Source organism: Mycobacterium sp. IS-1496 (assembly GCF_001499995.1).
Taxonomy (GTDB): Bacteria; Actinomycetota; Actinomycetes; order Mycobacteriales; family Mycobacteriaceae; genus Mycobacterium.
Window position 1 is genome coordinate 116,108 of record NZ_LQIU01000067.1, and the last position, 25,660, is coordinate 141,767.

At 69.6% G+C, this 25,660-nt stretch carries 23 protein-coding genes and 1 tRNA gene; 12 read left to right on the forward strand and 12 right to left on the reverse strand.

Features of this window, described 5'->3' with window-relative positions:
• Positions 1-83 precede the first annotated feature (83 nt).
• Positions 84-698 (reverse strand): MBL fold metallo-hydrolase, encoded by a 615-nt coding sequence (locus tag AU195_RS23115; protein ID WP_172800694.1) that lies wholly within the window; start codon positions 696-698, stop codon positions 84-86.
• An 11-nt stretch (positions 699-709) separates the two neighbouring features.
• Positions 710-1,798, reverse strand: a complete 1,089-nt coding sequence (locus tag AU195_RS23120) for an S-(hydroxymethyl)mycothiol dehydrogenase (protein ID WP_059161343.1) — start codon at positions 1,796-1,798, stop codon at positions 710-712.
• Between the two features lie 101 nt (positions 1,799-1,899).
• Here AU195_RS23120 and AU195_RS23125 point away from each other — a divergent pair, with 101 nt between their 5' ends.
• From AU195_RS23125 to AU195_RS23140, 4 genes are all read left to right on the forward strand, one after another.
• Complete coding sequence (locus tag AU195_RS23125) at positions 1,900-3,516, forward strand: LuxR C-terminal-related transcriptional regulator (protein WP_059161344.1); 1,617 nt, start codon at positions 1,900-1,902, stop codon at positions 3,514-3,516.
• A 68-nt stretch (positions 3,517-3,584) separates the two neighbouring features.
• Positions 3,585-4,655, forward strand: coding sequence for a class I SAM-dependent methyltransferase (locus tag AU195_RS23130; protein WP_059161345.1), 1,071 nt, complete (start codon positions 3,585-3,587; stop codon positions 4,653-4,655).
• Positions 4,656-4,665: 10 nt separating this feature from the next.
• Entirely contained in the window at positions 4,666-5,490 is an 825-nt protein-coding gene (locus AU195_RS23135) for a serine hydrolase domain-containing protein (RefSeq protein ID WP_059161346.1), read from the forward strand.
• Between the two features lie 107 nt (positions 5,491-5,597).
• On the forward strand, positions 5,598-6,110 hold the full coding sequence (locus AU195_RS23140) for a DUF3145 domain-containing protein (RefSeq protein ID WP_059161347.1): 513 nt from the start codon (positions 5,598-5,600) through the stop codon (positions 6,108-6,110).
• Positions 6,111-6,183: 73 nt separating this feature from the next.
• Here the strand turns inward: AU195_RS23140 and AU195_RS23145 are convergent, their stop codons facing one another.
• Positions 6,184-7,086, reverse strand: coding sequence for a diacylglycerol kinase (locus AU195_RS23145; protein ID WP_059161348.1), 903 nt, complete (start codon positions 7,084-7,086; stop codon positions 6,184-6,186).
• A gap of 19 nt (positions 7,087-7,105) precedes the next feature.
• On the reverse strand, positions 7,106-8,683 hold the full coding sequence (locus AU195_RS23150; protein ID WP_059161349.1) for an FAD-binding oxidoreductase: 1,578 nt from the start codon (positions 8,681-8,683) through the stop codon (positions 7,106-7,108).
• 59 nt (positions 8,684-8,742) lie between these two features.
• Here AU195_RS23150 and AU195_RS23155 point away from each other — a divergent pair, with 59 nt between their 5' ends.
• Genes AU195_RS23155 through AU195_RS23170 form a run of 4 tightly spaced genes read left to right on the forward strand, consistent with a single transcriptional unit; the run spans position 8,743 to position 13,593 of the window.
• On the forward strand, positions 8,743-9,324 hold the full coding sequence (locus AU195_RS23155) for a TetR/AcrR family transcriptional regulator (protein ID WP_059161350.1): 582 nt from the start codon (positions 8,743-8,745) through the stop codon (positions 9,322-9,324).
• On the forward strand, positions 9,321-10,868 hold the full coding sequence (locus tag AU195_RS23160) for a glycerol-3-phosphate dehydrogenase/oxidase (RefSeq protein WP_059161351.1): 1,548 nt from the start codon (positions 9,321-9,323) through the stop codon (positions 10,866-10,868). The genes AU195_RS23155 and AU195_RS23160 overlap by 4 nt, the downstream gene beginning before the upstream one ends.
• 29 nt (positions 10,869-10,897) lie before the next feature.
• Complete coding sequence (locus AU195_RS23165; RefSeq protein WP_059161352.1) at positions 10,898-12,718, forward strand: amino acid permease; 1,821 nt, start codon at positions 10,898-10,900, stop codon at positions 12,716-12,718.
• On the forward strand, positions 12,715-13,593 hold the full coding sequence (locus AU195_RS23170) for a universal stress protein (protein WP_059161353.1): 879 nt from the start codon (positions 12,715-12,717) through the stop codon (positions 13,591-13,593). The genes AU195_RS23165 and AU195_RS23170 overlap by 4 nt, the downstream gene beginning before the upstream one ends.
• A gap of 13 nt (positions 13,594-13,606) precedes the next feature.
• Here AU195_RS23170 and AU195_RS23175 read toward each other — a convergent pair whose 3' ends face one another.
• The 8 genes from AU195_RS23175 to aceE form a co-directional block, all read right to left on the reverse strand.
• Complete coding sequence (locus AU195_RS23175; protein ID WP_286149462.1) at positions 13,607-13,951, reverse strand: heme-binding protein; 345 nt, start codon at positions 13,949-13,951, stop codon at positions 13,607-13,609.
• 194 nt (positions 13,952-14,145) lie between these two features.
• Entirely contained in the window at positions 14,146-15,567 is a 1,422-nt protein-coding gene (locus AU195_RS23180; RefSeq protein WP_059161355.1) for an acyl-CoA carboxylase subunit beta, read from the reverse strand.
• 56 nt (positions 15,568-15,623) lie between these two features.
• Complete coding sequence (gene kasB, locus AU195_RS23185) at positions 15,624-16,877, reverse strand: 3-oxoacyl-ACP synthase KasB (RefSeq protein ID WP_059161356.1); 1,254 nt, start codon at positions 16,875-16,877, stop codon at positions 15,624-15,626.
• A gap of 37 nt (positions 16,878-16,914) precedes the next feature.
• Positions 16,915-18,165 (reverse strand): 3-oxoacyl-ACP synthase KasA, encoded by a 1,251-nt coding sequence (kasA, locus tag AU195_RS23190; RefSeq protein ID WP_059161357.1) that lies wholly within the window; start codon positions 18,163-18,165, stop codon positions 16,915-16,917.
• Positions 18,162-18,455 carry a meromycolate extension acyl carrier protein AcpM gene (acpM, locus tag AU195_RS23195; RefSeq protein WP_011560748.1) on the reverse strand — a complete coding sequence of 98 codons (294 nt, stop codon included), beginning with the start codon at positions 18,453-18,455 and terminating at the stop codon, positions 18,162-18,164. Before acpM ends, kasA begins: the two co-directional genes overlap by 4 nt.
• A gap of 88 nt (positions 18,456-18,543) precedes the next feature.
• Complete coding sequence (locus AU195_RS23200; protein WP_286149464.1) at positions 18,544-19,479, reverse strand: ACP S-malonyltransferase; 936 nt, start codon at positions 19,477-19,479, stop codon at positions 18,544-18,546.
• 147 nt (positions 19,480-19,626) lie between these two features.
• Positions 19,627-20,913, reverse strand: coding sequence for a PucR family transcriptional regulator (locus tag AU195_RS23205; RefSeq protein ID WP_059161359.1), 1,287 nt, complete (start codon positions 20,911-20,913; stop codon positions 19,627-19,629).
• Between the two features lie 65 nt (positions 20,914-20,978).
• Entirely contained in the window at positions 20,979-23,768 is a 2,790-nt protein-coding gene (aceE, locus tag AU195_RS23210; RefSeq protein ID WP_059161360.1) for a pyruvate dehydrogenase (acetyl-transferring), homodimeric type, read from the reverse strand.
• 249 nt (positions 23,769-24,017) lie between these two features.
• On the opposite strand from aceE, the gene AU195_RS23215 reads away from it, so the two are divergent.
• From AU195_RS23215 to AU195_RS23230, 4 genes are all read left to right on the forward strand, one after another.
• A complete protein-coding gene (locus tag AU195_RS23215; RefSeq protein ID WP_059161361.1) occupies positions 24,018-24,518 on the forward strand; it encodes an Rv2240c family protein in 501 nt (166 codons plus the stop codon).
• 90 nt (positions 24,519-24,608) lie between these two features.
• On the forward strand, positions 24,609-25,031 hold the full coding sequence (locus AU195_RS23220; RefSeq protein WP_059161362.1) for a DUF3052 domain-containing protein: 423 nt from the start codon (positions 24,609-24,611) through the stop codon (positions 25,029-25,031).
• Positions 25,032-25,502 (forward strand): peroxiredoxin, encoded by a 471-nt coding sequence (locus AU195_RS23225; RefSeq protein WP_059161363.1) that lies wholly within the window; start codon positions 25,032-25,034, stop codon positions 25,500-25,502. It begins immediately after the preceding gene.
• A 71-nt stretch (positions 25,503-25,573) separates the two neighbouring features.
• Positions 25,574-25,645: transfer RNA gene (locus tag AU195_RS23230), tRNA-Val, on the forward strand.
• Positions 25,646-25,660 lie beyond the last annotated feature (15 nt).

Here is a 25,660-nt window from a genome sequence, read left to right on the forward strand (position 1 = left end):
GGGTTCGGTGGGTAAGTGTCCTGTCGTCCTGGTGGTCTCTGGCGACCACAGTCATCCAGTGGCCTCTGGCCACCACAGTCGGCTTAGTGGCCTCTGGCCACCCAGTCGTCGTAGTGGACGATCTCGTCGCCGACGGTGGTGGTGTCGCCGTGGCCGGTGTAGACGACGGTGTTGCCGGGCAGGGCGCCCAGCCGTCCCGAGATCGATTCCAGGATGGTCGGGAAATCCGAGAACGAGCGGCCGGTGGCGCCGGGCCCGCCCTGGAACAGGGTGTCGCCGGAGAACACCGCGCCCAGCTCCGGGGCGTACCAGCACACCGAGCCGGGGGAGTGGCCGGGGGTGTGCAGCGCGCGCACCTCGATCCCGCCCGCGCGCAGCGTCGCGCCGTCCTCGACCGAGCGGAACGTCGAGTCGGGGTGGGTCATCTGCCAGAGCATCTCGTCGGCGGGGTGCAGCAGCACCGGGGCGTCGAGGGCTTCGCCGAGTTCGGGGGCGACGGTGATGTGGTCGTTGTGGCCGTGGGTGCAGATCACCGCGACGACGTTGCGGCCGCCGACGGCCATCACGATCGGGGCGGCGTCGTCGGCGGCGTCGAAGACGATCACGTCGTTGTCGTCGCCGACGATCCAGATGTTGTTGTCGACCTCCCAGGAGCCGCCGTCGAGTTCGAAGGTGCCGTGCGTGACCACCCGGGCGATGTTGGTGTCGGTCACAGGGTCACCACCGAGCGCAGCACCTGTCCGTGGTGCATCTTGTCGAACGCGTCCTCGATGCCCTCGAGGCCGATGCGTTCGGAGACGAACTTGTCCAACGGCAACCGGCCCTGCAGATACAGCGAGATGAGGGTCGGGAAGTCGCGTTCGGGCAGACAGTCGCCGTACCAACTGGATTTCAGCGATCCGCCGCGGGAGAAGAAGTCCACCAGCGGCATCTCCAGCCGCATATCGGGGGTCGGAACCCCCACCAGCACAACGGTTCCGGCCAGGTCGCGGGCGTAGAACGCCTGACGCCAGGTCTCCGGGCGGCCGACCGCGTCGATCACCACGTCGGTGCCGAACCCATCGGTCAGATCCTGGATGGCCTCCACCACGTCGGTGACGGTGCGGGCGTTGATGGTGTGGGTGGCGCCGAACTCGCGCGCCCACTGCAGTTTCTGGTCGTCGGTGTCCACCGCGATGATGGTCTTGGCGCCCACCAGCTCGGCCTCGGCGATCGCGGCGTCCCCGACCCCGCCGCAGCCGATCACCGCGACGGTGTCGTCGCGGGTCACCGCGCCCGTGTTGATCGCCGCGCCGATCCCGGCCATCACCCCGCACCCCAACAACCCGGCCACCGCCGGATCGGCGGCCGAATCGACCTTCGTGCACTGCCCCTCGTGGACCAGGGTCTTGTCGGCGAACGCCCCGATGCCCAACGCGGGGGTCAACTCGGTCCCGTCGGTCAGCGTCATCTTCTGCGCGGCGTTGTGGGTGTCGAAACACAGATGCGGCCGGCCCCGCTTACAGGCCCGGCACTGCCCACACACCGCCCGCCAGTTCAGGATCACGAAATCTCCCGGAACGACGTTGGTGACCCCTTCGCCGACCGATTCCACCGTCCCGGCCGCCTCATGGCCCAACAGGAACGGGTACTCGTCGTTGATCCCACCCTCGCGGTAGGTCAGATCCGTATGGCACACCCCGCAGGCGATGACATCGACCACCACCTCGCCCGGACCGGGATCCGGAACCACGATGTCAACCACTTCCACGGGCTGCTGCTTGGACCGGGAGATCACCCCGCGCACTGTCTGACTCATGCCTGACAACCTAGTGCCTCGGGCGTGGGAACGAATCCTGTCGGGCTCGGCCAAACGCATGGTTGAACCGGTGTGTCCGCTCTACCGTTGAACCGAGCGAGATGAACACCACGACCACCGACCTCCACACCGAACTGGTGACCACGGCCCGCGCGGCCCATGCCCGCCGCGACTGGCACGGTTCCTACTCTGATTTCTCCCGGGCCAACGCCGTCGCGAGGCTGAGCACGGACGACCTCGACGCGTTGTCGGTTGCGGCCTGGCGCATCGGCGAGGCGAAGGAAGCGGTGCGCATCGCCGAGCGGGTCTTCGCCCAGCTGGTGCGCAGCGATCCGAACGCGGCGGCGCGCAAGGCCGTCGAGCTGGCGCTGGCGTGGCTCACCCGGGGCGACCTCAACATCGCCGCCGGCTGGATGAACCGGGCCCGCCGACTGCTCGACGGCGTTCCGGAGAGCCCGACGCACGGGTATCTCGCCTACCTCGACGCGGTGGTCGCCGTGCTCGGCGACGACTTCGAGAACCTGACCCGGTCGGTGACGGACCTGCGGGCGGTGAGCGGCCGGCTCGACGTGCCCGCGCTGACCGCGCTCGCGATGGTCGCCGAGGCGATCGATGCGGTCTACGCCGGGCGGATGGCGCACGCCGCCGGGCTTCTCGACGAGGTGATGCTGCCGCTGCTGGCCGACGACGTGCCGATCGACTGGGCCGGCGACATCTACTGCGTCGTGCTGCACATCTGCCACAAGGTCGCCGACCTGCCGCGGATGCGGGCCTGGGTGCACTCCATGGAACGGTGGTGTGCGGTGGCGGGCTCGGACACCTACGGCGGGGTGTGCGACGTGCACCGGCTGCAGGTGCGTGCCGCGACCGACGACTACGAGAGCCTCGAGACCCAGTTGGCCGGCGCCAGTCAGACGCTCGAGAGCGTCAACTCCTGGGCGGCGGGCGAGGGTTTCTATCAACTGGGGGAGGTGCGCCGGCTGCGGGGCGACGCGGACGGCGCGTTCGCCGCGTACGCGAGGGCCCGCGCCCTGGGCGTCGACCCGCAGCCGGGCGAGGCGCTGCTGCGCTGCCGGCAGGGCCAGAGTCAGGCCGCGTGGGCCGATCTGCGGGTGGCCCTGACCTCCGCGGCCCGGCTCGACCGGATGCGTCTCCTGCGGGCCGCGGTCGAGATCGCCCTGGCGCGTGGGCAATTCGAGGAGGCCGACTCGTACTGTCGCGAACTCGAGGATGGTGCGGCACAATTCGGCACCGCCGGCTTCCGCGGGTGGGCGGCCCACGCGCGCGGCGCGGTCCACGTCCAGGCCGGGCGGCACGCCGAGGCGCTCGACAGCCTGGGCGTCGCGCTGCGCGAATACCGCACCCAGCAGTCGCGTTACGAGACGGCCGAGGTGTACGAGTGGATGGCGGTGGCGCACCGCGCGCTCGGCGACCACACCACCGCGGACGCCGACGCCGCCACCGCGGAGAGCATCTACGCCCATCTCGGCGTCGAGCCGGCGGCGATCTGCGGCCGGCCGCCCGGTGGTCTCACCAAACGCGAGATCGACATCCTGCGCCGGATCGCCGCCGACGGTGCGAGTAACCGCCAGTTGGCGCAGCAGATGTTCATCAGCGAGAAGACCGTCGGCCGGCACCTGGCGAACATCTACCTCAAGCTGCAGGTGTCCTCGCGCGCGGCGGCCGTGGCGTGGGCGCACCAGCACAACATCGTGTAGTCCGGACGGGCGGAAATGCATCATTCACCCGATCCGCCCGCCCCGCCCCGGCGCCTAGCGTCTCGGATATGACCACACTCGACGACACCACCTCCTCCACCGAACAGTTCGCCGAACGCATCGTCGGCGCCATCGACAGCGCGAGCCTGGCGATCCTGCTGTCCATCGGACACCAGACCGGCCTGCTCGACACCCTGGCCGAACTGCCTCCGGCCAGCAGCACCCAGATCGCCGACGCGGCGGGACTCGACGAACGCTACGTGCGGGAATGGCTCGGCGGCGCCGTCGTCTCCCGCGTGGTGGACTACGACGCCGCGGCGCAGACCTATTCGCTGCCGCGGACGCACGCCGCCGTCCTCACCCGCGCGGCAGGCCCGGACAACCTGGCCAGGGTTGCGCAGTTCATCCCGCTGCTCGGCGAGGTCGAGCAGCAGATCATCGAATGCTTCCGCCGCGGCGGGGGACTGCCGTACAGCGCCTATCCGCGGTTCCACACCCTGATGGCCGAGGAGAGCGGCGAGGTGTTCGACGCCGCGCTCGTCGACGTGATCCTGCCGATGGCGGACGGTCTGCCTGCGCGGCTGGCCGCCGGTGTCGACGTCGCCGACATCGGCTGCGGCAGCGGCCACGCGATCAACGTGATGGCACAGGCGTTCCCGGCCAGCCGGTTCACCGGTATCGACTTCTCCGACGAGGGGCTCGGCGTCGGGCGTGCCGAGGCGCAGCGCCTCGGGCTGCAGAACGCGCAGTTCGTCGCCGCCGACGTCGCGACGCTCGACGTCGCCGAGGCCTACGACGTCATCACCGTGTTCGACGCGATCCACGACCAGGCGCAGCCCGCGCAGGTGCTGGCCAACATCCAGCGCGCCCTGCGGCCGGGCGGCGTGTTCCTGATGGTCGACATCAAGGCGTCCAGCCATCTCGAGGACAACGTCGGGGTCCCGCTGGCGTCGTACCTCTACACCGTGTCGACGATGCACTGCATGAGCGTCTCGCTCGGCCTCGACGGCGCCGGGCTCGGCACCTGCTGGGGTCGCCAGCTCGCCACGTCGATGCTCGCCGACGCCGGCTTCACCGACGTCGACGTGCGCGAGATCGACACCGATCCGTTGAACTTCTACTACATCTGCCGCAAGTAACATCTGCCCGATGGGCGTGCTGGACGTGATCGCGGACTGGCCGGTTCGCACCGCCGCCGCGGCGGTGGTGGGACCGGCCGGTGTGCTGGCCGAGTACGGCGACCTCGGGCACCGGTTCCGGCTGGCGTCGGTGACCAAACCGCTCTCGGCGCGTGCCGCGCAGGTCGCGGTCGAGGAAGGCGTCGTCGACCTCGACACCGAGGCGGGCCCGCCCGGCTCCACCGTCCGGCACCTGCTCGCCCACACCTCCGGACTGGCCATGCACTCCGACGAGACGATGGGCGAACCCGGCGACCGGCGGGTCTACTCCAACTACGGCTTCGGGGTGCTGGCCGCCATGATCGAGAAGGCCGCCGACATCGAATTCGGCCGCTACCTCGCCGAGGCGGTCTTCGAACCGCTCGGCATGTCCGACAGCACGCTCGACGGCGGGGCGGAGGCCGCCGGCTACGGCGCCTACTCCACGGTCGCCGATGTCGCGGCCTTCGCAGGCGACCTACTGCGGCCGCGGCTGGTGTCCCAACAGATGCACGACGAGGCGACCAGCGTGCAGTTCCCGGGGCTCGACGGCGTGTTGCCCGGCTTCGGCGTGCAGCGCCCGAACGACTGGGGCCTGGGCTTCGAGATTCGCGACGACAAGTCGCCGCACTGGACCGGATCGACCAACTCGAAGCGGACGTACGGCCATTTCGGCCAGTCAGGGACGTTTCTGTGGGTGGACCCGGGGGCGGACCTGGCGTTCGTCGCGTTTGCCGACCGGGACTTCGGGGACTGGGCGTACGAGCGCTGGCCGACGATCTCTGATGGAGTCCTGAGAGAATTCGGGCCACACTAGCGCAACACCCGCCTCACAAGGCACAATAAACACGCGCGACACAGTTGTAATTCGGTTTCAAGAGGCCGCTTGGGGAAGACGTCCCTCGTGGAGCCGAAGGAGCAACTATGCGTGCGTCGAACCAGTTCGCCGACGCGACGACAGGCGTGGTGTACGTGCACGCCTCACCCGCGGCGGTGTGCCCACATGTGGAGTGGGCGTTGTCGTCGACCCTGTCGGCGCGCGCCAACCTGAAGTGGACCCCACAACCCGCCATGCCCGGACAGCTGCGGGCGGTCACCAACTGGGTGGGCCCGGTCGGCACCGGGGCGCAGTTGGCCAACGCCCTGCGGTCCTGGTCGGTGCTGCGTTTCGAGGTCACCGAGGATCCGAGCCCGGGTGTCGACGGGCACCGGTGGTGCCACACCCCGCAGCTCGGTCTGTGGAGCGGTCCGATGAGCGCCAACGGCGACATCGTGGTCGGGGAGATGCGGTTGCGGGCCTTGATGGCCGCGGGCGCCGACGTGCTGGCCGCTGAACTGGACACCGTGCTCGGCACGGCCTGGGACGAGGCGTTGGAGCCCTACCGCGACGGTGGTTCGGGCGCGGAGGTCAGCTGGCTGAGCCGCGGAGTCGGGTAGCCCCCGGACCCGCGAGCGTGCGCAAAGTGCTGCCGAGCAGCGGCGTGTCGGGGTGCCGACCCGCACGCTCGCGTCAGGAGGCGGGCACCAGGATCCGCAGCGCGCCCGGCACCGCCGACACCGTGACCGGCAGCGGGCAGGCGAAATCCCCGTCGGCGTAGGCGTTGATGCCGGGGCAGTCCACCTCGATGACGCGCGCGCGGGCGGTGGTCACCTCGTCGAGGTCGACGTGCGTGCCCTTGAAGACGGTCGGGAACAGCCGGATCAACCGGGTGCGCGATGCGGAGTGCACCATCGTGACGTCGAGCAGGCCGTCGGCGTGGTCGGCGGCCGGGCAGATCAGCATGCCGCCGCCGTAGCTGCGCGTGTTGCCGAACGCGGCAAGGGTGAGCCGGACGTCCTGTACTGGTCCGCCGTCGAAGCGCAGCCGGAACGGCAGCAGCCGCAGTTTGGACAGTTCGGCGACCATCGCGACGTTGTAGCGCATCCGGCCGTGCGGCCAGCGCATCCGGTTGGTGCGGTCACTGACCAGGGAGTCGAAGCCGGCCGCCATCACGGTGCCGAACCATTTGTGCCCGCCTGCGGCGTCGTCGATCCGCCCGAGGTCCACGGTCTCGGTGTGCCCGTCGGCGATCACGTCGGCCGCCGCCTCGGGATCCCCGGTCGGCAGGCGGTATTCGCGCGCATGGTCGTTGCCGGTGCCCGCGGGCACGATGCCCAGCGGGACGTCACCGTGCGCCAGCGCCTGCAGGGCCAGGGAGATGACGCCGTCCCCGCCGACGACGACGAGCGCGTCGGTCCCGCCGGCCAGCGCCTCGTCGACCAGTCGCCTCGCGTGTGCGGCGTCGGTGCCGACGATCGCGGTCACGTCGACCCCGCGCTGCTGGAAGCGGGCCACGGCCCGCTCGGCGGCGTGCGGCGCGTTGCCGTGGCCCGACAGCGGATTCGTCAGCACCGTGACGTGGCCGATGGTCATCGTGCTCCTCGCGTGCGCGTCACGGGATCAGCTTGCCCGGGTTGAGGATTCCGGCCGGGTCGAGCGCCGTCTTGACCGCGCGCAGGATCTCGACGCCGAGGTCGCCGATCTCCTCGCGCATCCACGGGCGGTGGTCGGCGCCCACGGCGTGGTGGTGGGTGATGGTGCCGCCGGTGCGCACGATGGCCTCGGATGCGGCGGCTTTCGCCGCGCGCCACTGCTCGATCGGGTTGCCGCGCTGGGCGGCGACGACGGTGAAGTACAGCGAGGCCCCCGTCGGATAGACGTGCGAGATGTGACAGAGCACCAGCGCAGCGGTGCCGGATTCGGCGAGGGCGGCCGTCAGTGCCTCGGTCACGGCGGCCTTGAGCGACGGGATGTTCGACCATGTGGTCGCGGTTTCGAGCGTCTCGCACAGCGCGCCCGCGGACAGCAGCGAGTCACGCAGGTAGGGCGCCCCGAACCGGCCGTGCTCCCATGCCTTGGCGGGCCCCTCGCCCAGCGACGTGCCGCCGTGCTGTTCGAGGAGGGCGCGCGTCTCGGCGTGCCGGCTCTCGGCGTGGGCTGCCGTGCCCTCGAACACCGTGACGGCCAGGCATCCGCCGGTGATGGTCTGCTCGCCGATGGCCTCGGTGGTGGCGAGGTTGACGCCGGTCTCCGCCTCGTCGGACAGCCGGATCACGGTCGGCCCGCTGCCGGTCTGCGTCACTGCCCTCAAAGCCGTTGCACCGGTGTCGAAGTCGGGGAACGACCAGGCCTCATACAGCGTCGCCTCCGGGACGGGGTGCACTCGCACCCGCACCCGGGTGATGACGCCGAAGACCCCTTCGGAGCCGACCATGAGCTGCCGCAGGTCGGGTCCGGCCGCCGACCCCGGCGCGCGCCCGACGTCGAGGATGCCGGCCGGGGTGACCGCGCGCAGCCCGCGGACCATGTCGTCGAAGCGGCCGTAGCCCGCCGAATCCTGACCGGACGACCGGGTCGCGGCGAAGCCGCCGATGGTCGCGTAGCAGAAGCTCTGCGGGAAGTGGCCGAGTGAGTAGCCGCGTTCGGCGAGCAGCCGTTCGGCGTCCGGGCCGGTGACTCCCGCACCCAGTTCCGCCTCGCCCGACACCTCGTCGAGCCAGTGCAGCGCGCTGAGGCGGCGCAGGTCGAGTGACACGACGGCGGTGAAGTCGCCACGGTCCGGGTCCAACCCGCCCACGACGCTGGTGCCGCCGCCGAACGGCACGACCGCGATGCGCCGCGCGCTGCAGTGCTCGAGGATCGCCGCGATCTCCTCGTCGTCCGCGGGCAGCAGCACCGCGTCGGGTGCGTCCTGGGTTCCGCGATCGCGCCGGCGCAGCAGGTCGAGAGTGGATTTGCCGCCGGCGTGCAGCAACCGGCCCGTGTCGTCGACCAGGCAGTACGGCTCACCGACGATGCCGATCAGCGCGGCGCGATCGTCCTCGGAGAGGGCCGACGGGCTGAGGGTGACCTCCTCGGCGGTGAGAGGCGGGGTCCCCTCGGTGACGCTGAGCGCCTGTTCGAGCAGTGACCGGATGCCGTCGGACAGCGGTTTGGCGGCATCCGGATCCCCCCAGGCATCCCACTTCATCGGAGGGAGCGGGGCTGCGGAGTGCTCGGATCGGCCTGGCATGCGTTACAGTATTACACATGGTGTCAATCCGTAATGACAGCCCGCCGTCGGTGGAGCAGCGCATCCTCGACGCCGCCGCGGAGTGCGTCGTGGCCTTCGGGGTCAACCGGGTGACGTTGGCGGAGATCGCCCGCCGGGCGCGGGTGAGCCGGCCGACCATCTACCGCCGCTGGCGGGACACCGACGCGGTGCTCGCCGCGTTGCTCACCGCCCGGATCGCCGGGGTCCTCGACGCCGTCCCCGACGCGGGGGTGGGGCGCGAACCGCTGGTCGAGCGGATCGTGGCGGTGGGTGACCGGCTGCGCAACGACGAGATCGTGATCGCCGTCCTGCACAGCGCACCGGAGGTGGCGATGGTGTACATCACCGAGCGGCTCGGCACCAGCCAGCAGATCCTCATCGACGCGCTGGCCGGTGAGATCAAACTCGCCCAGGACGAGGGCAGCGTCCGTTCCGGGGAACCCCGGCAGCTCGCCGCCATGTGTCTGCTGATCACCCAGTCGACCATTCAGTCCGCGCAGATGGTGGCGCCGCTGCTCGACGCCGACGCGCTGTCGGAGGAACTGGCGCGCTCGCTGAACGGATACCTGCAGCCATGACGTCGTCGAAGAGCCCGGCCCTCAACGCGTCCCGCCGTGCCACAGAACTGGCCGCCCTCGCCGACGGCGCACCGCTCGACGTCGTGGTGATCGGCGGCGGGATCACCGGCGCCGGGATCGCGCTGGACGCAGCGACCCGCGGGCTGACGGTGGCGCTGGTGGAGAAGCACGATCTGGCGTTCGGCACCAGCCGCTGGAGCTCCAAACTCGTCCACGGCGGATTGCGCTACCTGGCCAGCGGCAATGTGGGCATCGCCCGCCGCAGCGCGGCCGAACGCGGAATCCTCATGACCCGCAACGCCCCTCACCTCGTCTCGGCGATGCCGCAGCTCGTGCCACTGCTGCCCGAGATGGGGGGTCCGGCGCGCGCGCTGGTGCGGGCGGGATTCCTTGCCGGAGACGGTCTGCGCCGGCTCGCGGGCACGCCCGCGGCGACCTTGCCGCGCTCGCGGCGGGTCAGCGCGCTGCGCGCCGCCGACCTGGTGCCCGCGGTGCGCCGTGACGGTCTGGCGGGGGCGTTCCTCGCCTACGACGGACAGTTGATCGACGACGCCCGACTGGTGACGGCGGTGGCGCGCACCGCCGCCCAGCACGGCGCCCGCATCCTCACCCGGGTCGGCGCCTCCCGCGCCACGGCGACGTCCGTCCGGCTCACCGATCAGTGCACCGGCGACTCGTTCGACGTGGCGGCGCGCGCGGTGGTCAACGCCGCGGGCGTGTGGGCCGCCGACGTCGACGAGACGCTGCGCCTTCGGCCCTCGCGCGGAACGCATCTGGTGTTCGACGCGGCGGCCTTCGGCCACCCGGTGGCCGCGCTGACCATTCCGATCCCCGGCGCGCTCAACCGGTTCGTCTTCGCGATGCCCGAACAACTCGGCCGGGTCTATCTCGGGCTCACCGACGAGGATGCGCCCGGCCCGATACCCGATGTGCCACAACCGAGCCCACAGGAGATCACCTTCCTGCTCGACACCGTCAACACCGCGCTGGCGACGAGGCTGACCGAAGCCGACGTCCGCGGCGCCTACGCGGGGCTGCGACCGCTCATCGACGCGGGCGGAGGCGCCACGGCCGATCTCTCGCGTGACCACGCGGTCACCGAATCCCCGTCCGGGGTGATCAGCGTGATCGGCGGCAAGCTCACCGAATACCGCTACATGGCCGAAGACGTCCTCGACCGCGCGATCGCCCTGCGCGGGCTGACCGCCGGCCCGTGCCGCACCCGCAACCTGCCGTTGGTCGGGGCGCCGGCCAACCCGGTGTCGACGCTGCGCGCACCGGTCGATCTGCCCGGGTCGCTGGTCGCCCGCTACGGCGCCGAGGCGCCGCGCGTGATCGCACAGGCTCGCTGCGACCGGCCCACCGCACCCGTTGCCGAAGGCATCGACGTCACCCGGGCCGAGTTCGAGTACGCGGTCACCCACGAGGGCGCGATGACCGTCGACGACATCCTCGACCGGCGCACCCGCATCGGTCTGGTCGAAGCCGACCGGGAGCGTGCCCTGACCGCGGCCAAGGAATTCGTCGACACCACCGTGGAGTGACCTGGCTCACATCTGGGTATCCGGCACGGATGACAGCAGCACCCACCCTCAAAAAGGCGCTCAACCAGCGTCAACTGCGAATGATCGCGATCGGCGGCGTGATCGGCGCCGGACTGTTCGTCGGTTCCGGTGTGGTGATCGCCGACACCGGTCCCGGCTCCTTCCTCACCTACGCGATGAGTGGCGTGCTCATCATCATGGTGATGCGGATGCTGGCCGAGATGGCGGTGGCGAACCCGTCGACCGGGTCGTTCGCCGACTACTCGCGCAACGCCCTCGGCAACTGGGCCGGCTTCTCCGTCGGCTGGCTCTACTGGTACTTCTGGGTGATCGTCGTCGGATTCGAGGCGATCGCCGGCGCCAAGATCATCCAGTACTGGATCGACGTGCCGCTGTGGGCGTCCTCGCTCGTGTTCATGGTGCTGATGACGGCCACGAACCTGTTCTCGGTGAAGTCCTACGGTGAGTTCGAGTTCTGGTTCGCCGGCATCAAGGTCGCGGCGATCCTGGCGTTCATCGCGATCGGCGCCCTGTTCGTGGTGGGGCTGTGGCCGGGCAAGGATGCCGACTTCTCGAACCTGACCGCCCACGGCGGGTTCATGCCGATGGGCTTCGGGGTGATCACCGTCGGGATCGTGACGGTGATCTTCTCGATGGTCGGCGCGGAGATCGCGACGATCGCGGCCGCCGAGTCGTCGGATCCCGAGCGGGCGGTGGCGAAGGCCGCGAACTCGGTGATCGTGCGCATCCTGCTGTTCTACGTGGGCTCCGCGCTGCTGCTCGTGACGATCCTGCCGTGGAACGACGAGGGCATCGCCGCGTCACCGTTCGTCGCGGCGTTCACCGAGATGGGCATCCCGTACGCCGACCACGTCATGAACGCCGTCGTGCTGACCGCGGTGCTGAGTTGCCTCAACTCCGGTATGTACACCGCGTCGCGGATGCTGTTCGTGCTCGCCGCCCGGCGCGAAGCGCCGCCGGCCCTGGTCCGGGTGACCCGAAGGGGTGTGCCGGCCAACGCGATCCTCGCCTCGTCGGTGATCGGGTTCCTGTGCGTGATCGCCGCCGCGGTGTCGCCCGACACCATCTTCGCGTTCCTGCTCAACTCCAGCGGCGCCATCATCCTGTTCGTCTACCTTCTGATCGCCGTCTCGCAGATCGTGTTGCGCAGGCGCACACCGGATTCCGAACTGCGGGTGAAGATGTGGCTGTTCCCGGTGCTTTCTGTGCTCACCGCGCTGGGCATCGTCGCGATCCTCGTGCAGATGTTCATCGACGATGCGCTGCGGTCCCAGCTGGTTCTGAGCCTGCTGTCCTGGGCGGTGGTACTGGTGCTGTACTTCGCCAACAAGGTCTTCCTCAAGCGGCGCCGCCCCGAAGCCGGCGTGCCCGGCACCGGCAAACCGCACCGCGTGGTGGTGCTGGCGAACCAGACCGTGAACTCCACCGAACTGCTCGACGAACTGCGCCGGATCGGCGCCGACCGGGAGACGCACTACCTGGTCGTGGTGCCGGCCAGCCCGATCGAGACCGGCATGGCCGAGACACACGGTCCGCTCGACGTCGAGGAGGCCACGCAGAAGGCCGCGTCCGAGCGCCTGGACCACACGCTGAAGGTGTTGCGCGGGCACGACTTCACCGCCGACGGCACACTCGGCGACCGCCGGCCGCTGCGGGCGCTGGCCGACGCCGTCGACGAGTTCGGGCCCGATCAGATCGTCATCTCGACACTGCCCCCGGAGGCATCGGTGTGGCACCGCTTCGACGTCGTCGACCGGGCGCGCGCACAGCACAAGGTGCCCGTCACCCACGTGATCGCGTCGAGCGCCGAGGCCACGGCCACGCCATGACGATCGTCGCCGGGTTCAGCGCCAGCCGCCAGGGCAGCGCACCGCTGCACCTCGCGGCCGAGATCGCCCGGTGCACGTCCGACCGGATCATCGCCGCAGCGATCGTCGAGCGGCCGTGGCCGCCTCGCGGCGACCCGGTCGAGCAGGAGTACCTGCGTTACGTCACCGGGGCGGCGCGCACGTCACTCGAGCGGGTGGTCGACGAGATGGGCGGCGACGTCGAGGTGTCGGTGGTCGTGCACAAGGCGACGTCGGTGCCGGAGGGTCTGACCGAACTGGCAACGCATCACCGCGCCGATGCCGTCGTCGTCGGCTCCTCCTCATCGGGTCTGCTCGGCCGGGTGGCGCTGGGCAGTGTGACCGATCGCCTCGTGCACACCGCCGCCGTCCCGGTGGTGATCGCCCCGCGCAGTTATCCGTCGAGCCGCGAGCCGATCCGGCGGCTCACGGTCGCCTACGGTGGGCACGCCGACGCTGTCCGGTTGATCGAGACCGCCGCCGAACTCGCGGTGCGGTGGTCGGCGCGTCTACGTATCGCGTCGTTCACGGTGCGGCCGGTCGCTGTGTTCAGCGGCTCGATCGAACCGTCCGCCGAAAGCCTGGTCGTCGAGCAGTGGTCCAAGCGGACCACCGACGAAATCATGGGTCAGCTCAACGACATTCGCAACCACATCGCCGCGCCGGACGTGGAGATCGTCGTCGGGGTCTCCCACGACTGGCGCGAAGCGGTCGAGGACGTCGCCTGGGAACGAGGGGATCTGCTGCTCCTCGGTTCCGGTGCGGCCGGGCCGGCCGCACACGTGTTCCTCGGTTCGGCGGCCGCGAAGATCTTGCGGCACAGCCCCGTTCCGGTGATGATCGTGCCGAGGCGTTGACCGGCAGGCGAACTCAGGACGCCATCGCGTCGTAGAGTCGCGCGATGTCGGCCGGTGCCACGTCGACCTGGCACTGCTGCCGCAAGGTGCGCAACGGCTGCGCGATCCGCTGCAGTTCGGCCCACTCCTGTGGGTGCGCGACGAAGTAGTTGCGGATGGCGGCCTCGCCCGACGCGCCCTGACCGCCGGCGTTGGTGACGGCGTCGTTCGCGCCGGGATGGCTGCTCAGGTATTGGCCGGTCTGCGCGGAGACGCTGCCCAGTGTGCTGCTCAGCGTCGCCGCCGTGCACTGCGGCTGGGCGGCGGCCGTCGGCAGGGCGATGGTGGCGGCGGCCAGTCCCGCAAGCGCGCCGGTCACTACTGTGCCGCGGACTCCACGGCGCACTGCGATGCCAGATGTGTGCATGATTCGAACCCCTCGATCAGTGATCTCCTCCCCGACACCACCAGCCACGCTACGCCCAGCGCGCGGCCACTTCGGCCAGACGGAGAAATCCCCGGCACGCCGTACGGCGGCCAGGGATCTCTTCGGGTGTTCGTGTGCTGAAAGGCCTACAGCGGGATGTTCTTGTGCCGGCCGCGGCGCGCGGGCGCCTCGGCCAGCGCCTGGGTCAGCTTGCTGCGGGTGTGCGCGGGATCGATCTTCTCGTCCACCACGCCGATCTCGATCGCGGAGTCGACACCGCCGGCGATCCGTTCGTGTTCGGCGGCGAGTTCCTCGTGCAGCGCCTCACGATCCTCGGGCGCGGCGGCGGCCAGCTTCTTCTTGTGCAGGATCCCGACGGCGGCCTTGGCGCCCATGACGGCCACCTCGGCGTCCGGCCAGGCGAAGACCTTGGTCGCGCCCAGCGAGCGCGAGTTCATCGCGATGTAGGCGCCGCCGTAGATCTTGCGGGTGACCAGCGTGACGCGCGGAACGGTGGCCTCACCGAACGCGTGCAGCAGCTTGGCGCCGCGGCGGACCACGCCGCCCCATTCCTGGTCGACGCCGGGCAGGTAGCCGGGCACGTCGACCACGACGACCAGCGGGATGCCGAAGGCGTCGCACAGCCGCACGAAACGTGCTGCCTTCTCGGCACTTTCGGAGTTCAGGCAACCGCCGAGACGCAGGGGGTTGTTGGCGAGCACGCCGACGGTGCGCCCGGCCAGCCGGCCCAGCCCGACCACCATCGACGGCGCCCACTTGGCCTGGAACTCCTCGAACGGCACGCCGTCGTCGAGCAGCGCGGTGATCAGCGGGTGCACGTCGTAGGCGCGCCGCGCCGACTCCGGCAGCAGGGCCGCCAGGTCGCTGTCCTGGGCCTCGGCCTTGGTGCGGTCGAAATGTCCCTGCTGGCTGAACAATCCGACCAGGCGGCGGCCGCGCTCGTAGGCGTCGAGTTCGTCGCTGGCGACGATGTGGCAGACACCGGACTTCTTGTGGTGGGCCTCGGGTCCGCCGAGCGACACCATGTCGACGTCCTCGCCGGTGACACTGCGCACCACGTCGGGGCCGGTCACGAAGACCTTGCTGTCGGGCGCCATGACGATCACGTCGGTCAGGGCGGGGCCGTAGGCGGCGCCGCCCGCGGCGAAGCCGACGACGACGGAGATCTGCGGGACGTACCCGGACGCGCGGATCATGGCCTCGAACACCAGACCGACGGCGTGCAGCGCCTTCACACCCTCGGCGAGGCGGGCGCCACCGGAGTGCCAGATCCCGATGATCGGGCTCTGCTCCTCGATCGCGGTGTCGTAGGCGTTGACGATGTGGCGGCAGCCCTCGGTGCCCATGGCGCCACCCATCACGGTCCCGTCGGTGCAGAACGCGATGCTGCGCACACCGTTGACGGTGCCGGCGGCGGCGAGCACACCCGAGCGGTCCCGCTCGTGCAGCAACTCGACGGTGCCGTCATCGAAGAACGTGCTCAGCCGCAGCAGCGGATCGCGCGGGTCGAGCGTCTCGCCGACCGCCTCGGGGGCCATGATCGTCATTCAAATCCTCCTAGTGCCCGTTCCGATGTCAGCTGACTGTCGGGATGTGTGCGTGGTCAGTACTTCCCGAAAGCGAGCGCGACGTTGTGCCCACCGAATCCGAACGAATTGTTGATCGCGTACTGGTAGTTACCGGGTCGCGGAGAGCCCGCGACGACGTCGAGGTCGATCTCCGGATCCAGGTTCTTCAAATTGAGGGTCGGGGGGATGACGCCGTTCTTGAGCGCCAGCACCGTCAGGATCGACTCCACCGCGCCGACGGCGCCGACCGAGTGGCCGAGCGCCCCCTTGGGCGCGTAGACCGCCGGCTTGTGGCCGCCCATCGCGTTGTTGATGGCCTTGCCCTCGGCGACGTCACCGACACTGGTGCCGGTGGCGTGCGCGTTGACGTGGTCGATATCGGTCGGTTGCAGACCGGCCAGCTGGATGGCGCGGGTCATCGCCCACCCGGCCTGTTCACCGTTGGGGTCGGGCGCCACGATGTGGTAGCCGTCCGAGGTGACGCTCGCCCCCATGATGCGGGCGAGGATGTCGGCGCCGCGGGCCTTGGCGTGCTCCTCGGTCTCGATGACCAGGAGCGCGCCGCCCTCGCCGAACACGAAGCCGTTGCGGTCCTTGTCGAACGGACGGCAGGCGCCCGCCGGATCGTCGTTGGTGGTCGACAACACGATGCGCATCTGAGCGAATCCCGCGATCGGCACGGCCTCGATGCGGGTCTCGACTCCGCCGCAGATCGCGATGTCGGCCTCGCCCAGCACGATGTTGCGCCAGGCCTGGGCGATGCCTTCCGAACCGGAGGCGCAGGCCGAGACCGGGGTGATGACCCCGGCCCGGGCCTTGCGCTCCAGACCCACCGCGGCGGCGGCCGCGTTGGGCATGTACATCTGCACGGCCAGCGGTGACACGGCCTTGAGGCCCTTGGCCCGCATCCCGTCGTAGCTGAACACGAGCTCCTCGGTGGAGCCCATGCCGGTGCCGATCGACACCATCAGCCGACGCGGGTCGACCTCGGGTGACCCGGCGTGGGCCCAGACGCGCCGGCCCAGCACCGTGGACATCTTCTGCAGGTAGGACAGCCGGCGCAGCTCGACCCGCGTCAGCTCACTGTCGAAGTCCTCCAGCAGATGCCCGCCGATGCGCACCGGCAGGTCATACTGCTCGACGAAGGGGTCCTCGAGTGTGCGGATCCCGCTCTGCCCGTCCAGAAGACGCTGCCAGGTGGTCTCCGCATCGGTAGCCAGGGCGGTCGTCATGGCAACGCCAGTGACGACCACGTTGGGGAAACCGTTCCCCGTAGCTAACCGTGCCATTCCTGCTCCGTTGATCTATCCGTTGGTCGCGCGCAACTCAGTAACGACCGAACGCCAAGGCCACATTGTGGCCGCCGAATCCGAACGAGTTGTTGATGGCGTACTGGTAGTCGCCATACCGTGGCTCGCCCGCGACGACATCGAGATCGATCTCGGGGTCCGGTGTCTCGTAGTTCAGTGTCGGCGGGATGACGCCGTCACGCAGTGCGAGCACCGTGAGGATCGACTCGAGCGCACCGACCGCACCGATGGAGTGGCCGAGCGCCGACTTCGGCGCGTACACCGCGGCGTGCTCCACACCGGCCACCCGCAGCGCGTTGGCCTCGGCCGTGTCGCCGATCGGGGTGGCGGTGGCGTGCGCGTTGACGTGGGAGATGTCCTTGGGGGACAGGCCCGCCGTCTCCATCGCCCGCTTCATCGCGTGGCCGGCCCGCTGGCCGTCCGCCGCCGGAGCCACCATGTGGAACGCGTCGCTGGTGATGCCCGCGCCCATCAGCCGGGCCAGCGGCTTGGCGCCACGGGCCAAGGCATGCTCCTCGGTCTCGATGATCATCATCGCCCCGGCCTCGCCGAACACGAAGCCGTCGCGGTTCTTGTCGAACGGCCGCGACGCCCCGGCGGGGTCGTCGTTGCGGGTCGACATGGCGCGCATCATCGAGAACGCCGCGATGGGCAGTGCCTCGATGCCGCCTTCCACGCCGCCGACAACGGCGAAGTCCGCGTCACCCATGACGATCTGACGCCAGCCGTGGGCGATCGCCTCCGACCCGGACGAGCAGGCCGACACCGGGGTGATGACCCCGGCGCGGGCGCCCAGTTCCAGACCGGCGACGGCCGCCGCACCGTTCGGCATGATCATCTGCACGGCGAGCGGCGACACCTTGCGGGGACCGCCCTCGTTCATCGCGTCGTAGGTCTCGACGATCTTCTCGCCGCCGCCCAGACCGGTGCCGATGATGACGGCGAACCGGTCCGGATCGACCTCGGGCCTACCGGCGGTCTCCCACAGGCGACCCGAGACCAGCTTCGACATGCGCTGCACGTACGACATGCGCCGCATGTCGATACGGGTCATGTGGTCGTCGACGTTGTCGACCAGATGACCGCCGATCCGCACGGGCAGGTCCCACTTGGTGACGAATTCGTCTTCGAGAATGCGGATACCGCTCTCGCCAGCCAGCAGGCCCTTCCACGTGCTCTCGATGTCCGCGGCGAGCGACGTGGTGGCCTCGACGGCAGTCACGACTACGCTGGGGAAGCCTCCGTTAGCCGTGGAAGGCCTGGTCACTGCGAGAACTTATCGCGCAGCGCGGCGGCAGCCTCGGGGTTCTCTTCCTCGAGCTTCTGGATGTAGGCGACCACGTCACCGACGGTGCGCAGACCGGCCAGGTCCTCGTCGGGGATCTTCACGCCGTACTTGTCCTCGGTCTGCACCGCGATCTCCACCATGGACAGCGAGTCGATGTCGAGATCGTCGACGAACGACTTCTCGGGGGTGACCTCCGAGGGCTCGATGCCGGTGACCTCTTCGATGATCTCGGCGAGACCGGCGATGATTTCTTCCTGAGTGGCGGGCACGATGGCTCCTTCTATATGTGTGGTGAACATGCCTCCGCGGAGCGGAGAACTCTTGAGATGACGATCGATATGTGGTTGTCCCGGCGGGCTACAGGGAGCTGAGCCCGTCCAGGTCAGCGGGGGATTTGACGGCGTGCGTCGGAACCCCCCGAAGTTCACGTTTGGCGATGCCGACGAGTGTGCCCGCGGGCGGGAATTCGACGATCGCGGCGTTCTCGGCGTTCTCGAAGCGCTGCCGCATCGTTGCGGTACAGAGATCCCAGCGCACCGGCCGGGTCAGCTGGGCGACCAGCTTGTCGATCGCGTCCGCAGCCGAGGCTACCGGCCGGCCGTCGGCATTGGACAGCAGCGCGACGGTGGGCTCGGAGGTGGCGACGCCGCGCGCGGCGGCTTCATAGCCCTCGAGCGCTGAGGCCATGTAGTGGGTGTGGAAGGCGCCCGCGGTGGCCAGCTTGCGGACGCGGGCCTTGGCCGGCGGATCCTCGGCGAGCTTGTCCAGGGCCGACACCGCACCGGCGGCCACGATCTGACCGGCCGCGTTGCGGTTGGCGGGAACCAGGTCGAGCGCCTCGAGGCGGGCGAGCACCTCGGCCTCGTCACCGCCGAGGACGGCGGCCATGCCGGTCGGCTCGAGCGCACAGGCCTTGGCCATCTCGGCGCCGCGGGTGGCGGCCAGCTTGATCGCATCGTCGGCGGTGATGACCCCGGCGATGGCGTAGGCGGCGATCTCACCGACGGAGTGGCCGGCGACGATGGTGTCGGCGCCGAACAGCCCGGTTGTTTCCCCGTCGCCCAGACGCCGGGCCGCCTCCTCGTGGGCGAGCAGCGTCGCGGCCACCACCAGCGGCTGGGTCACCGCCGTATCGGTGATCTCGTCGGCGTCGGCGGTCGTACCCAGCCGGGCGAGATCGAGGCCGCTGATCTCCGACCAGGTGGCCAGACGGTCCGCGGCGCCGGTCAGCTGCAGCCACGGCTCGAGCATCCCGGGGGTCTGCGACCCCTGGCCGGGCGCGAGCAGCGCGATCTGCGTATGCGATTCAGGCACGTCTCTAAGAGAACACTGTGAAGACGACTTTGCGCCGTGTAAGAGATTATGAACCTCGTCTTATGTTTTTGTAGATAGTCCACAAAACGGCATGTGATGCGACTCCAGCGATACCGAGTCGCGACCTCATCCGCTGCGGTAGAGGTTCGCGCTGGCCGGTCGCACGGCCGGGACCTGCACGGACGCCGTACTCGTGCGGGTGGACTGGGCCGCGTGCCGGTTCAGTCGGCCCACCGTGGAGGCGACCCGCAGAACGTACGCGTCGCGGGGCAGGGTGGGGTCGCGGCCGGTGAAGTCGGCGATCCGTTTCAGCCGGTAACGGACGGTATTTGGATGAACGAACAATTGACGGGCGCAGGCCTCGATCGCACCGCCCGCATCGAGGTAGGCGTCGAGGGTTTCGGCGAGCGCGGGACCGGCGTCGCCGAGCGGCCGCATCACCTCCGTCTCCAGCGCGGCGATGGCCGTCGCATCGCCGAGCAGGGCGCGTTCGGGCAGCAGTTCGCGCGCGGACACCGGCCGGGGCGCGCCGCTCCATCCCGCGACCGCGTTCATGCCGGCGATGGCCTCGGTGGCCGACAGGTGGGCGGCCGACAGCGTCGGCGCCGTCGGGCCGACGACGACCGGACCGTCGGCGAACACCGCGAGGATCTCCCTGAGGAAGCGGTCGGTGGGGGAGATCGGCCCGGACACGATGGCGACCAGCCAGGTGCCGTGCACATCGGACAGCGCGGCGCGGTCGTTGCGGGTCACGACGTCGCGCACGTCGTCGGAGGCGAGGTCGATGCGGTCGGGGTGGGGAAGCCCGACGATGACCGTGGCCGGTGCGGTGGCGTCCCAGTTCAGTGTGGCCGCCTGGGACTGCAGTTCCGGCCCGACGTCGCCGCGGACCACCGCGTCGACGACGTTGGCCTCCATCCGGGTGTCCCACGCACCGCGCGCCTCCGCCGCGTCCGCATAGGCCGAGGCCGCGGCGAACGCCAGGTCGCGGCTGTAACGCAAGATGCCCGCGGTCAGCGCGGTGACCTGTTCGTCGGAGCGGGCCAGCAGCGGCACCGCCTCTTCGAAGAACTCCATCGTGGTGCGCACCATCTCGACCGTCTGGCGCAACGCGATCCGACGGGTCAGATCCTGGGGAACGACCTCGAACGCCTGCGCGGTGTAGCTGACGTTGCTCTGCGGGTCGCGCATCCACTCGACGAAGTTGACCACCGCCGTCTGCACGACCAGTTGCACGCTGGCGCGCTGCGAGGCCTCCAGGCTCGCGAAGAACGGCAACCGGTCCTGCATGAAGGTCACCGCCTGGGTGGCCAGCGGCCCGGAGTACTGCTTCAACCGGCGCAGGACGGAGTCCGGCACGGTCTGCAGCACCTCGACCGTCGATGCCGGCGGCACGTACCGATTGTCGGGCATCCCTAAAAGCTACGCCAAGAATCTGGCGGGTACCTCCAAGCCGGACCCCAGGCGGGGCGGACCCGTCAGGCCACCCCCGGATCGGAGGTCTGCTCCGGCGCGGCCAGCACGTCGTCGATCTCGTAGCGCTGGGCCGCCTCGACGGCCACCGAGATGTCGATGTTGCCGTCGCGGGCCAGCCCCTCGAGCACCGCCACCACCACCGACTCGGCGTCGGTGTTGAAGTAGCGCCGCGCCGCCGGGCGGGTGTCGGAGAATCCGAAACCATCCGTACCGAGCGTGATGTAGGTGCCGGGCACCCACGGCCTGATCTGCTCGGGCACCGCACGCATCCAGTCCGAGACCGCCACGACGGGTCCGGCCGCGTCGGCCAGCGCCGTGGTGACGTACGGGGTGCCGGCCGGGCGCTCGGGATGGCGCAGCAGTTCCCTCTCGACCTGCACGCCGTCGCGGTTGAGCTCGTTCCAGCTGGTCACCGACCATACGTCGGCGGCCACGTCCCACTCCTCGGCCAGCATCTCGGCGGCCTTGAGCGCGGACGGCATGGCCACCCCGGACACCAGGATCTGCGCGGTGTTGGCCTTCTTCTCCGCCGCGGCGCGGTACCGGTAGATCCCGCGCAGCAGCCCCTCGACGTCGACGTCCTCCGGTTCGGCGGGCTGGACGTACGGCTCGTTGTAGATCGTGAGATAGAAGTAGACGTTCTCCGGGTTCTCCCCGTACATGCGGTGCAGGCCCGATTCGATGATGTGCGCGATCTCGTAGGCGAACGCCGGGTCGTAGGCCACGACCGCGGGGTTGGTCGACGCCAGCAGCAGCGAGTGGCCGTCGGCGTGCTGCAGCCCCTCGCCGACGAGGGTGGTGCGGCCTGCCGTCGCACCCAGCACGAAGCCGCGGGTCATCTGATCGGCGGCCGCCCAGAAGCTGTCGCCGGTGCGCTGGAACCCGAACATCGAATAGAAGATGTAGATCGGGATCATCGGCTCGTTGTGCGTGGCGTAGGACGTGCCCGCCGCGATGAACGTGCCGACCGAACCGGCCTCGTTGATGCCCTCGTGCAGGATCTGCCCCACCTCGCTCTCCCGGTACGCCAGCATCAGCTCGGCGTCGACGGAGGTGTAGAGCTGCCCGTTGCGGTTGTAGATCTTGAGGTTCGGGAACCACGAGTCCATGCCGAACGTGCGCGCCTCGTCGGGGATGATCGGCACGACGCGATGCCCGATGTTCTTGTCGCGCAGGATCTCCTTGAACGTGCGGACGGTCGCCATCGTGGTGGCGACCTCCTGCTTGCCCGACCCCTTCTTCAGCGCCTTGTAGGCGTCGCTGCCTGGCAGCGTGAGCGCCTTGGACTTCGTCCGGCGCTCCGGCACGAAACCGCCGAGCGCGCGTCTGCGGTCGAGCATGTAGCGGATCTCCGGCGCCTCCGGACCCGGATGGTAGTAGGGCGGCAGGTAGGGGTTCTCCTCGAGCTGGGCGTCGCTGACCGGAATGCGCTGAACGTCCCGGAAGTCCTTGAGGTCTTGGAGCGCAAGCTTTTTCATCTGGTGGGTCGCGTTGCGTCCCTCGAAGTGCTTGCCCAGCGTGTAGCCCTTGATGGTCTTGGCGAGGATGACCGTGGGCTGCCCCTTGTGCTCCATCGCCGCGCGGTAGGCGGCGTAGACCTTCCGGTAGTCGTGCCCGCCGCGCTTGAGGTTCCAGATCTCCGCGTCGGACATGTTCTCCACGAGCTGCTTGGTGCGCGGGTCGCGGCCGAAGAAGTGGTCGCGGACGTAGCCGCCGTCGTTGGCCTTGTAGGTCTGGTAGTCGCCGTCCGGGGTGGTGTTCATCAGGTTGACCAGCGCGCCGTCACGGTCGGCGTGCAGCAGCGCGTCCCACTCGCGGCCCCACACCACCTTGATGACGTTCCACCCGGCCCCGCGGAAGAACGACTCCAGTTCCTGGATGATCTTGCCGTTGCCGCGCACCGGACCGTCCAGGCGCTGCAGGTTGCAGTTGATCACGAACGTCAGGTTGTCCAGCGCCTCGAGCGCGGCGACGTGGGCCAGGCCGCGGCTCTCCGGCTCGTCCATCTCGCCGTCGCCGAGGAACGCCCACACGTGCTGATCAGAGGTGTCCTTGATGCCGCGGTCGTGCAGATAGTGGTTGAACCGGGCCTGGTAGATCGCGTTCATCGGGCCCAGGCCCATCGACACCGTGGGGAACTCCCAGAAGTCGGGCATCAGGCGCGGGTGCGGGTACGACGGGATACCGCCGCCGGGGTGGCTGTGCTCCTGGCGGAAGCCGTCGAGCTGGTCAGCGGTGAGCCGGCCCTCGAGGTAGGCGCGGGCGTAGATGCCGGGGGAGGCGTGTCCCTGGATGAACACCTGATCGCCGCCACCGGAGTGGCTCTTACCGCGGAAGAAGTGGTTGAAGCCCACCTCGTACAGCGCGGCCGAGGACGCGTACGTCGAAATATGGCCGCCCACACCGACTCCCGGACGCTGCGCGCGGTGCACCATGATCGCGGCGTTCCACCGGATCCAGGCCCGGTATCGGCGTTCGACGTCCTCGTCGCCGGGGAACCACGGCTCGAGCTCGGTCGGGATGGTGTTGACGTAATCGGTCGACGTCAACGCGGGAATGGCCACCCGCTGCTCACCGGAGCGTTCGAGCAGCCGCAACAGCATGTAGCGGGCTCGGGCCGGGCCGGAGCGTTCGAGCAGCTGGTCGAACGAATCGAGCCACTCGCCGGTCTCATCCGGGTCGATGTCGGGCAGATACGATGCAACACCCTCACGGATCACCCGGACACGGTCGTGTTCGGCTGCGGTGGAGGAGTTTTGGGCCAGATCCTGGCGCACGAACTCGGTGGTCAACTTCCGCTCCTTGTCAGGCGGTATCGGTACGCCGCGACCGTGCGGGGTTTGTGACTCCACACGTGCGCGACGACTCCATCCTTCCCCCATCGTGCCCCAACCGCACCGGTGGGGGCGGGTGGTCTCAATGAACCCGCGATCGGGCCGGTCAACCGGTAACGTCTGCAGACCGTGCTGAGCGGTGGACGGCGCCAGGGAAGGCGGCTGCAGACGGCTGCCCGGATACTCGGCAGCCTTGCCGCGGCGGCCATGGTCATCGTCGGCTGCACGTCGGTGACCTCGGGTACCGGCCAGGTCGACCGCGAGGCCGCGCCGGTGTACCGCGCCTCGGCGTCCGCTTCCGTCGAGGAGTCGATCGCGCAGTCGAGCGCCCGGGAATCCAAGCGTCAGCAGTCCCTGACCACCGCGGCCATCCACACCGCCTGCGAGGACCTGAGCAGTTCCAGCGTGAACGCGATCGGCGCCGTCAACTCCTATGTCGACGCGGTCAACGAGAACACGCCCGAGGTGGCCGCCCGGGCCCGGCCGGCGGTGGAGGCGCTCGACATCAGCGCGAACCTGGTGGCCAGCGGCATCTCCGATGTGCTCTCCCCGGCACTGCGCGACGCCCTCAACGCCTGGGTGGGCGCCGCCCGCGACGTCGCGGGCACGATCAACCGGGATGCCGGCCCCGACGAGTTCAACGCCGCGGTGACCCGGTTGAACGACTCCAGGGAGGTGGCGCTCGAACTGTGCGACGCATCATATTGACGAACCGGGGCAGCGGCCGCACGTAACCCGTGGGGCACGTGCAACGATAGGGATTCGACAACGGCAGCACCGGCAGAAGGAGGACCGAAGGTGGCGGCGGCGGACGCCCCGAACTACGCCCAACGACTGGGCATCGAAAACGATCAGGTTGTGCAGGAACTGGGCTGGGACGAGGACGTCGACGACGACATCCGGGCCGATATCGAAGACGCGTGCGGTGGCGAGTTGCTCGACGAGGACGCCGATGAGGTCATCGACGTCGTGCTGCTGTGGTGGCGCGACGACGACGGTGACCTGGTGGATGCGCTGATGGACGCCATCACCCCACTCGCCGACGACGGCGTCATCTGGGTGGTCACCCCGAAGACCGGCAAGCCGGGGCATGTGCAGCCGGCCGACATCGCCGAATCGGCGCCCACGGCGGGTCTGATGCAGACCTCCTCGGCGAATCTCGGTGACTGGATCGCCAGCAGGCTGGTGCAGCCCAAGTCGAAGGCCGCGGGGCGGCGCTAGATGGCCGCACTCGACGTCGGCGCCGAGGCGCCGGACTTCACGCTCAAGGACCAGAACGGCCAGCCGGTCACGCTCAGCGACCACCGGGGCGCCAAGAACGTGGTGCTGGTGTTCTTCCCGCTCGCGTTCACCGGCATCTGCCAGGGGGAGCTCGACGAGATCCGCGACAACCTGCCCACCTACGAGAACGACGACACGGTGACGCTGGCGATCTCGGTCGGTCCGCCGCCCACCCACAAGGTCTGGGCCACCCAGAGCGGGTTCACCTTCCCGGTGCTGTCGGACTTCTGGCCGCACGGCGCGGTCGCCCAGGCGTACGGGGTCTTCAACGCCGACGCCGGCTTCGCCAACCGGGGCACCTTCGTGGTCGACCGGTCGGGGATCATCCGGTTCTCGGAGATGAAGGGTCCCGGTGAGGCGCGCGATCAGGCGGTGTGGACGGAAGCCCTCTCCGCGCTGCGCTCGGCCTGAGCGATTCCCGCCCGTGGCGCGTTGCCGGATTTCCGCCTGCGGCGCGTCGCCGGGTAGCCTGCCCGGCAACGGGGCGTGTAGCTCAGTGGTAGAGCTCTGGTTTTACACACCAGCGGTCGGCGGTTCGATACCGTCCACGCCCACTTCGCGTTCGGTGC

Bases quoted from the DNA above. Each gene is read 5' to 3' on its own strand.
- AU195_RS23120 (WP_059161343.1), bottom strand. From the start codon at position 1,798: ATGAGTCAGACAGTGCGCGGGGTGATCTCCCGGTCCAAGCAGCAGCCC.
- AU195_RS23125 (WP_059161344.1), top strand. From the start codon at position 1,900: ATGAACACCACGACCACCGACCTCCACACCGAACTGGTGACCACGGCC.
- AU195_RS23130 (WP_059161345.1), top strand. From the start codon at position 3,585: ATGACCACACTCGACGACACCACCTCCTCCACCGAACAGTTCGCCGAA.
- AU195_RS23135 (WP_059161346.1), top strand. From the start codon at position 4,666: ATGGGCGTGCTGGACGTGATCGCGGACTGGCCGGTTCGCACCGCCGCC.
- AU195_RS23140 (WP_059161347.1), top strand. From the start codon at position 5,598: ATGCGTGCGTCGAACCAGTTCGCCGACGCGACGACAGGCGTGGTGTAC.
- AU195_RS23145 (WP_059161348.1), bottom strand. From the start codon at position 7,086: ATGACCATCGGCCACGTCACGGTGCTGACGAATCCGCTGTCGGGCCAC.
- AU195_RS23150 (WP_059161349.1), bottom strand. From the start codon at position 8,683: ATGAAGTGGGATGCCTGGGGGGATCCGGATGCCGCCAAACCGCTGTCC.
- AU195_RS23155 (WP_059161350.1), top strand. From the start codon at position 8,743: ATGGTGTCAATCCGTAATGACAGCCCGCCGTCGGTGGAGCAGCGCATC.
- AU195_RS23160 (WP_059161351.1), top strand. From the start codon at position 9,321: ATGACGTCGTCGAAGAGCCCGGCCCTCAACGCGTCCCGCCGTGCCACA.
- AU195_RS23165 (WP_059161352.1), top strand. From the start codon at position 10,898: ATGACAGCAGCACCCACCCTCAAAAAGGCGCTCAACCAGCGTCAACTG.
- AU195_RS23170 (WP_059161353.1), top strand. From the start codon at position 12,715: ATGACGATCGTCGCCGGGTTCAGCGCCAGCCGCCAGGGCAGCGCACCG.
- AU195_RS23180 (WP_059161355.1), bottom strand. From the start codon at position 15,567: ATGACGATCATGGCCCCCGAGGCGGTCGGCGAGACGCTCGACCCGCGC.
- kasB (WP_059161356.1), bottom strand. From the start codon at position 16,877: ATGGCACGGTTAGCTACGGGGAACGGTTTCCCCAACGTGGTCGTCACT.
- AU195_RS23205 (WP_059161359.1), bottom strand. From the start codon at position 20,913: ATGCCCGACAATCGGTACGTGCCGCCGGCATCGACGGTCGAGGTGCTG.
- AU195_RS23215 (WP_059161361.1), top strand. From the start codon at position 24,018: ATGGTCATCGTCGGCTGCACGTCGGTGACCTCGGGTACCGGCCAGGTC.
- AU195_RS23225 (WP_059161363.1), top strand. From the start codon at position 25,032: ATGGCCGCACTCGACGTCGGCGCCGAGGCGCCGGACTTCACGCTCAAG.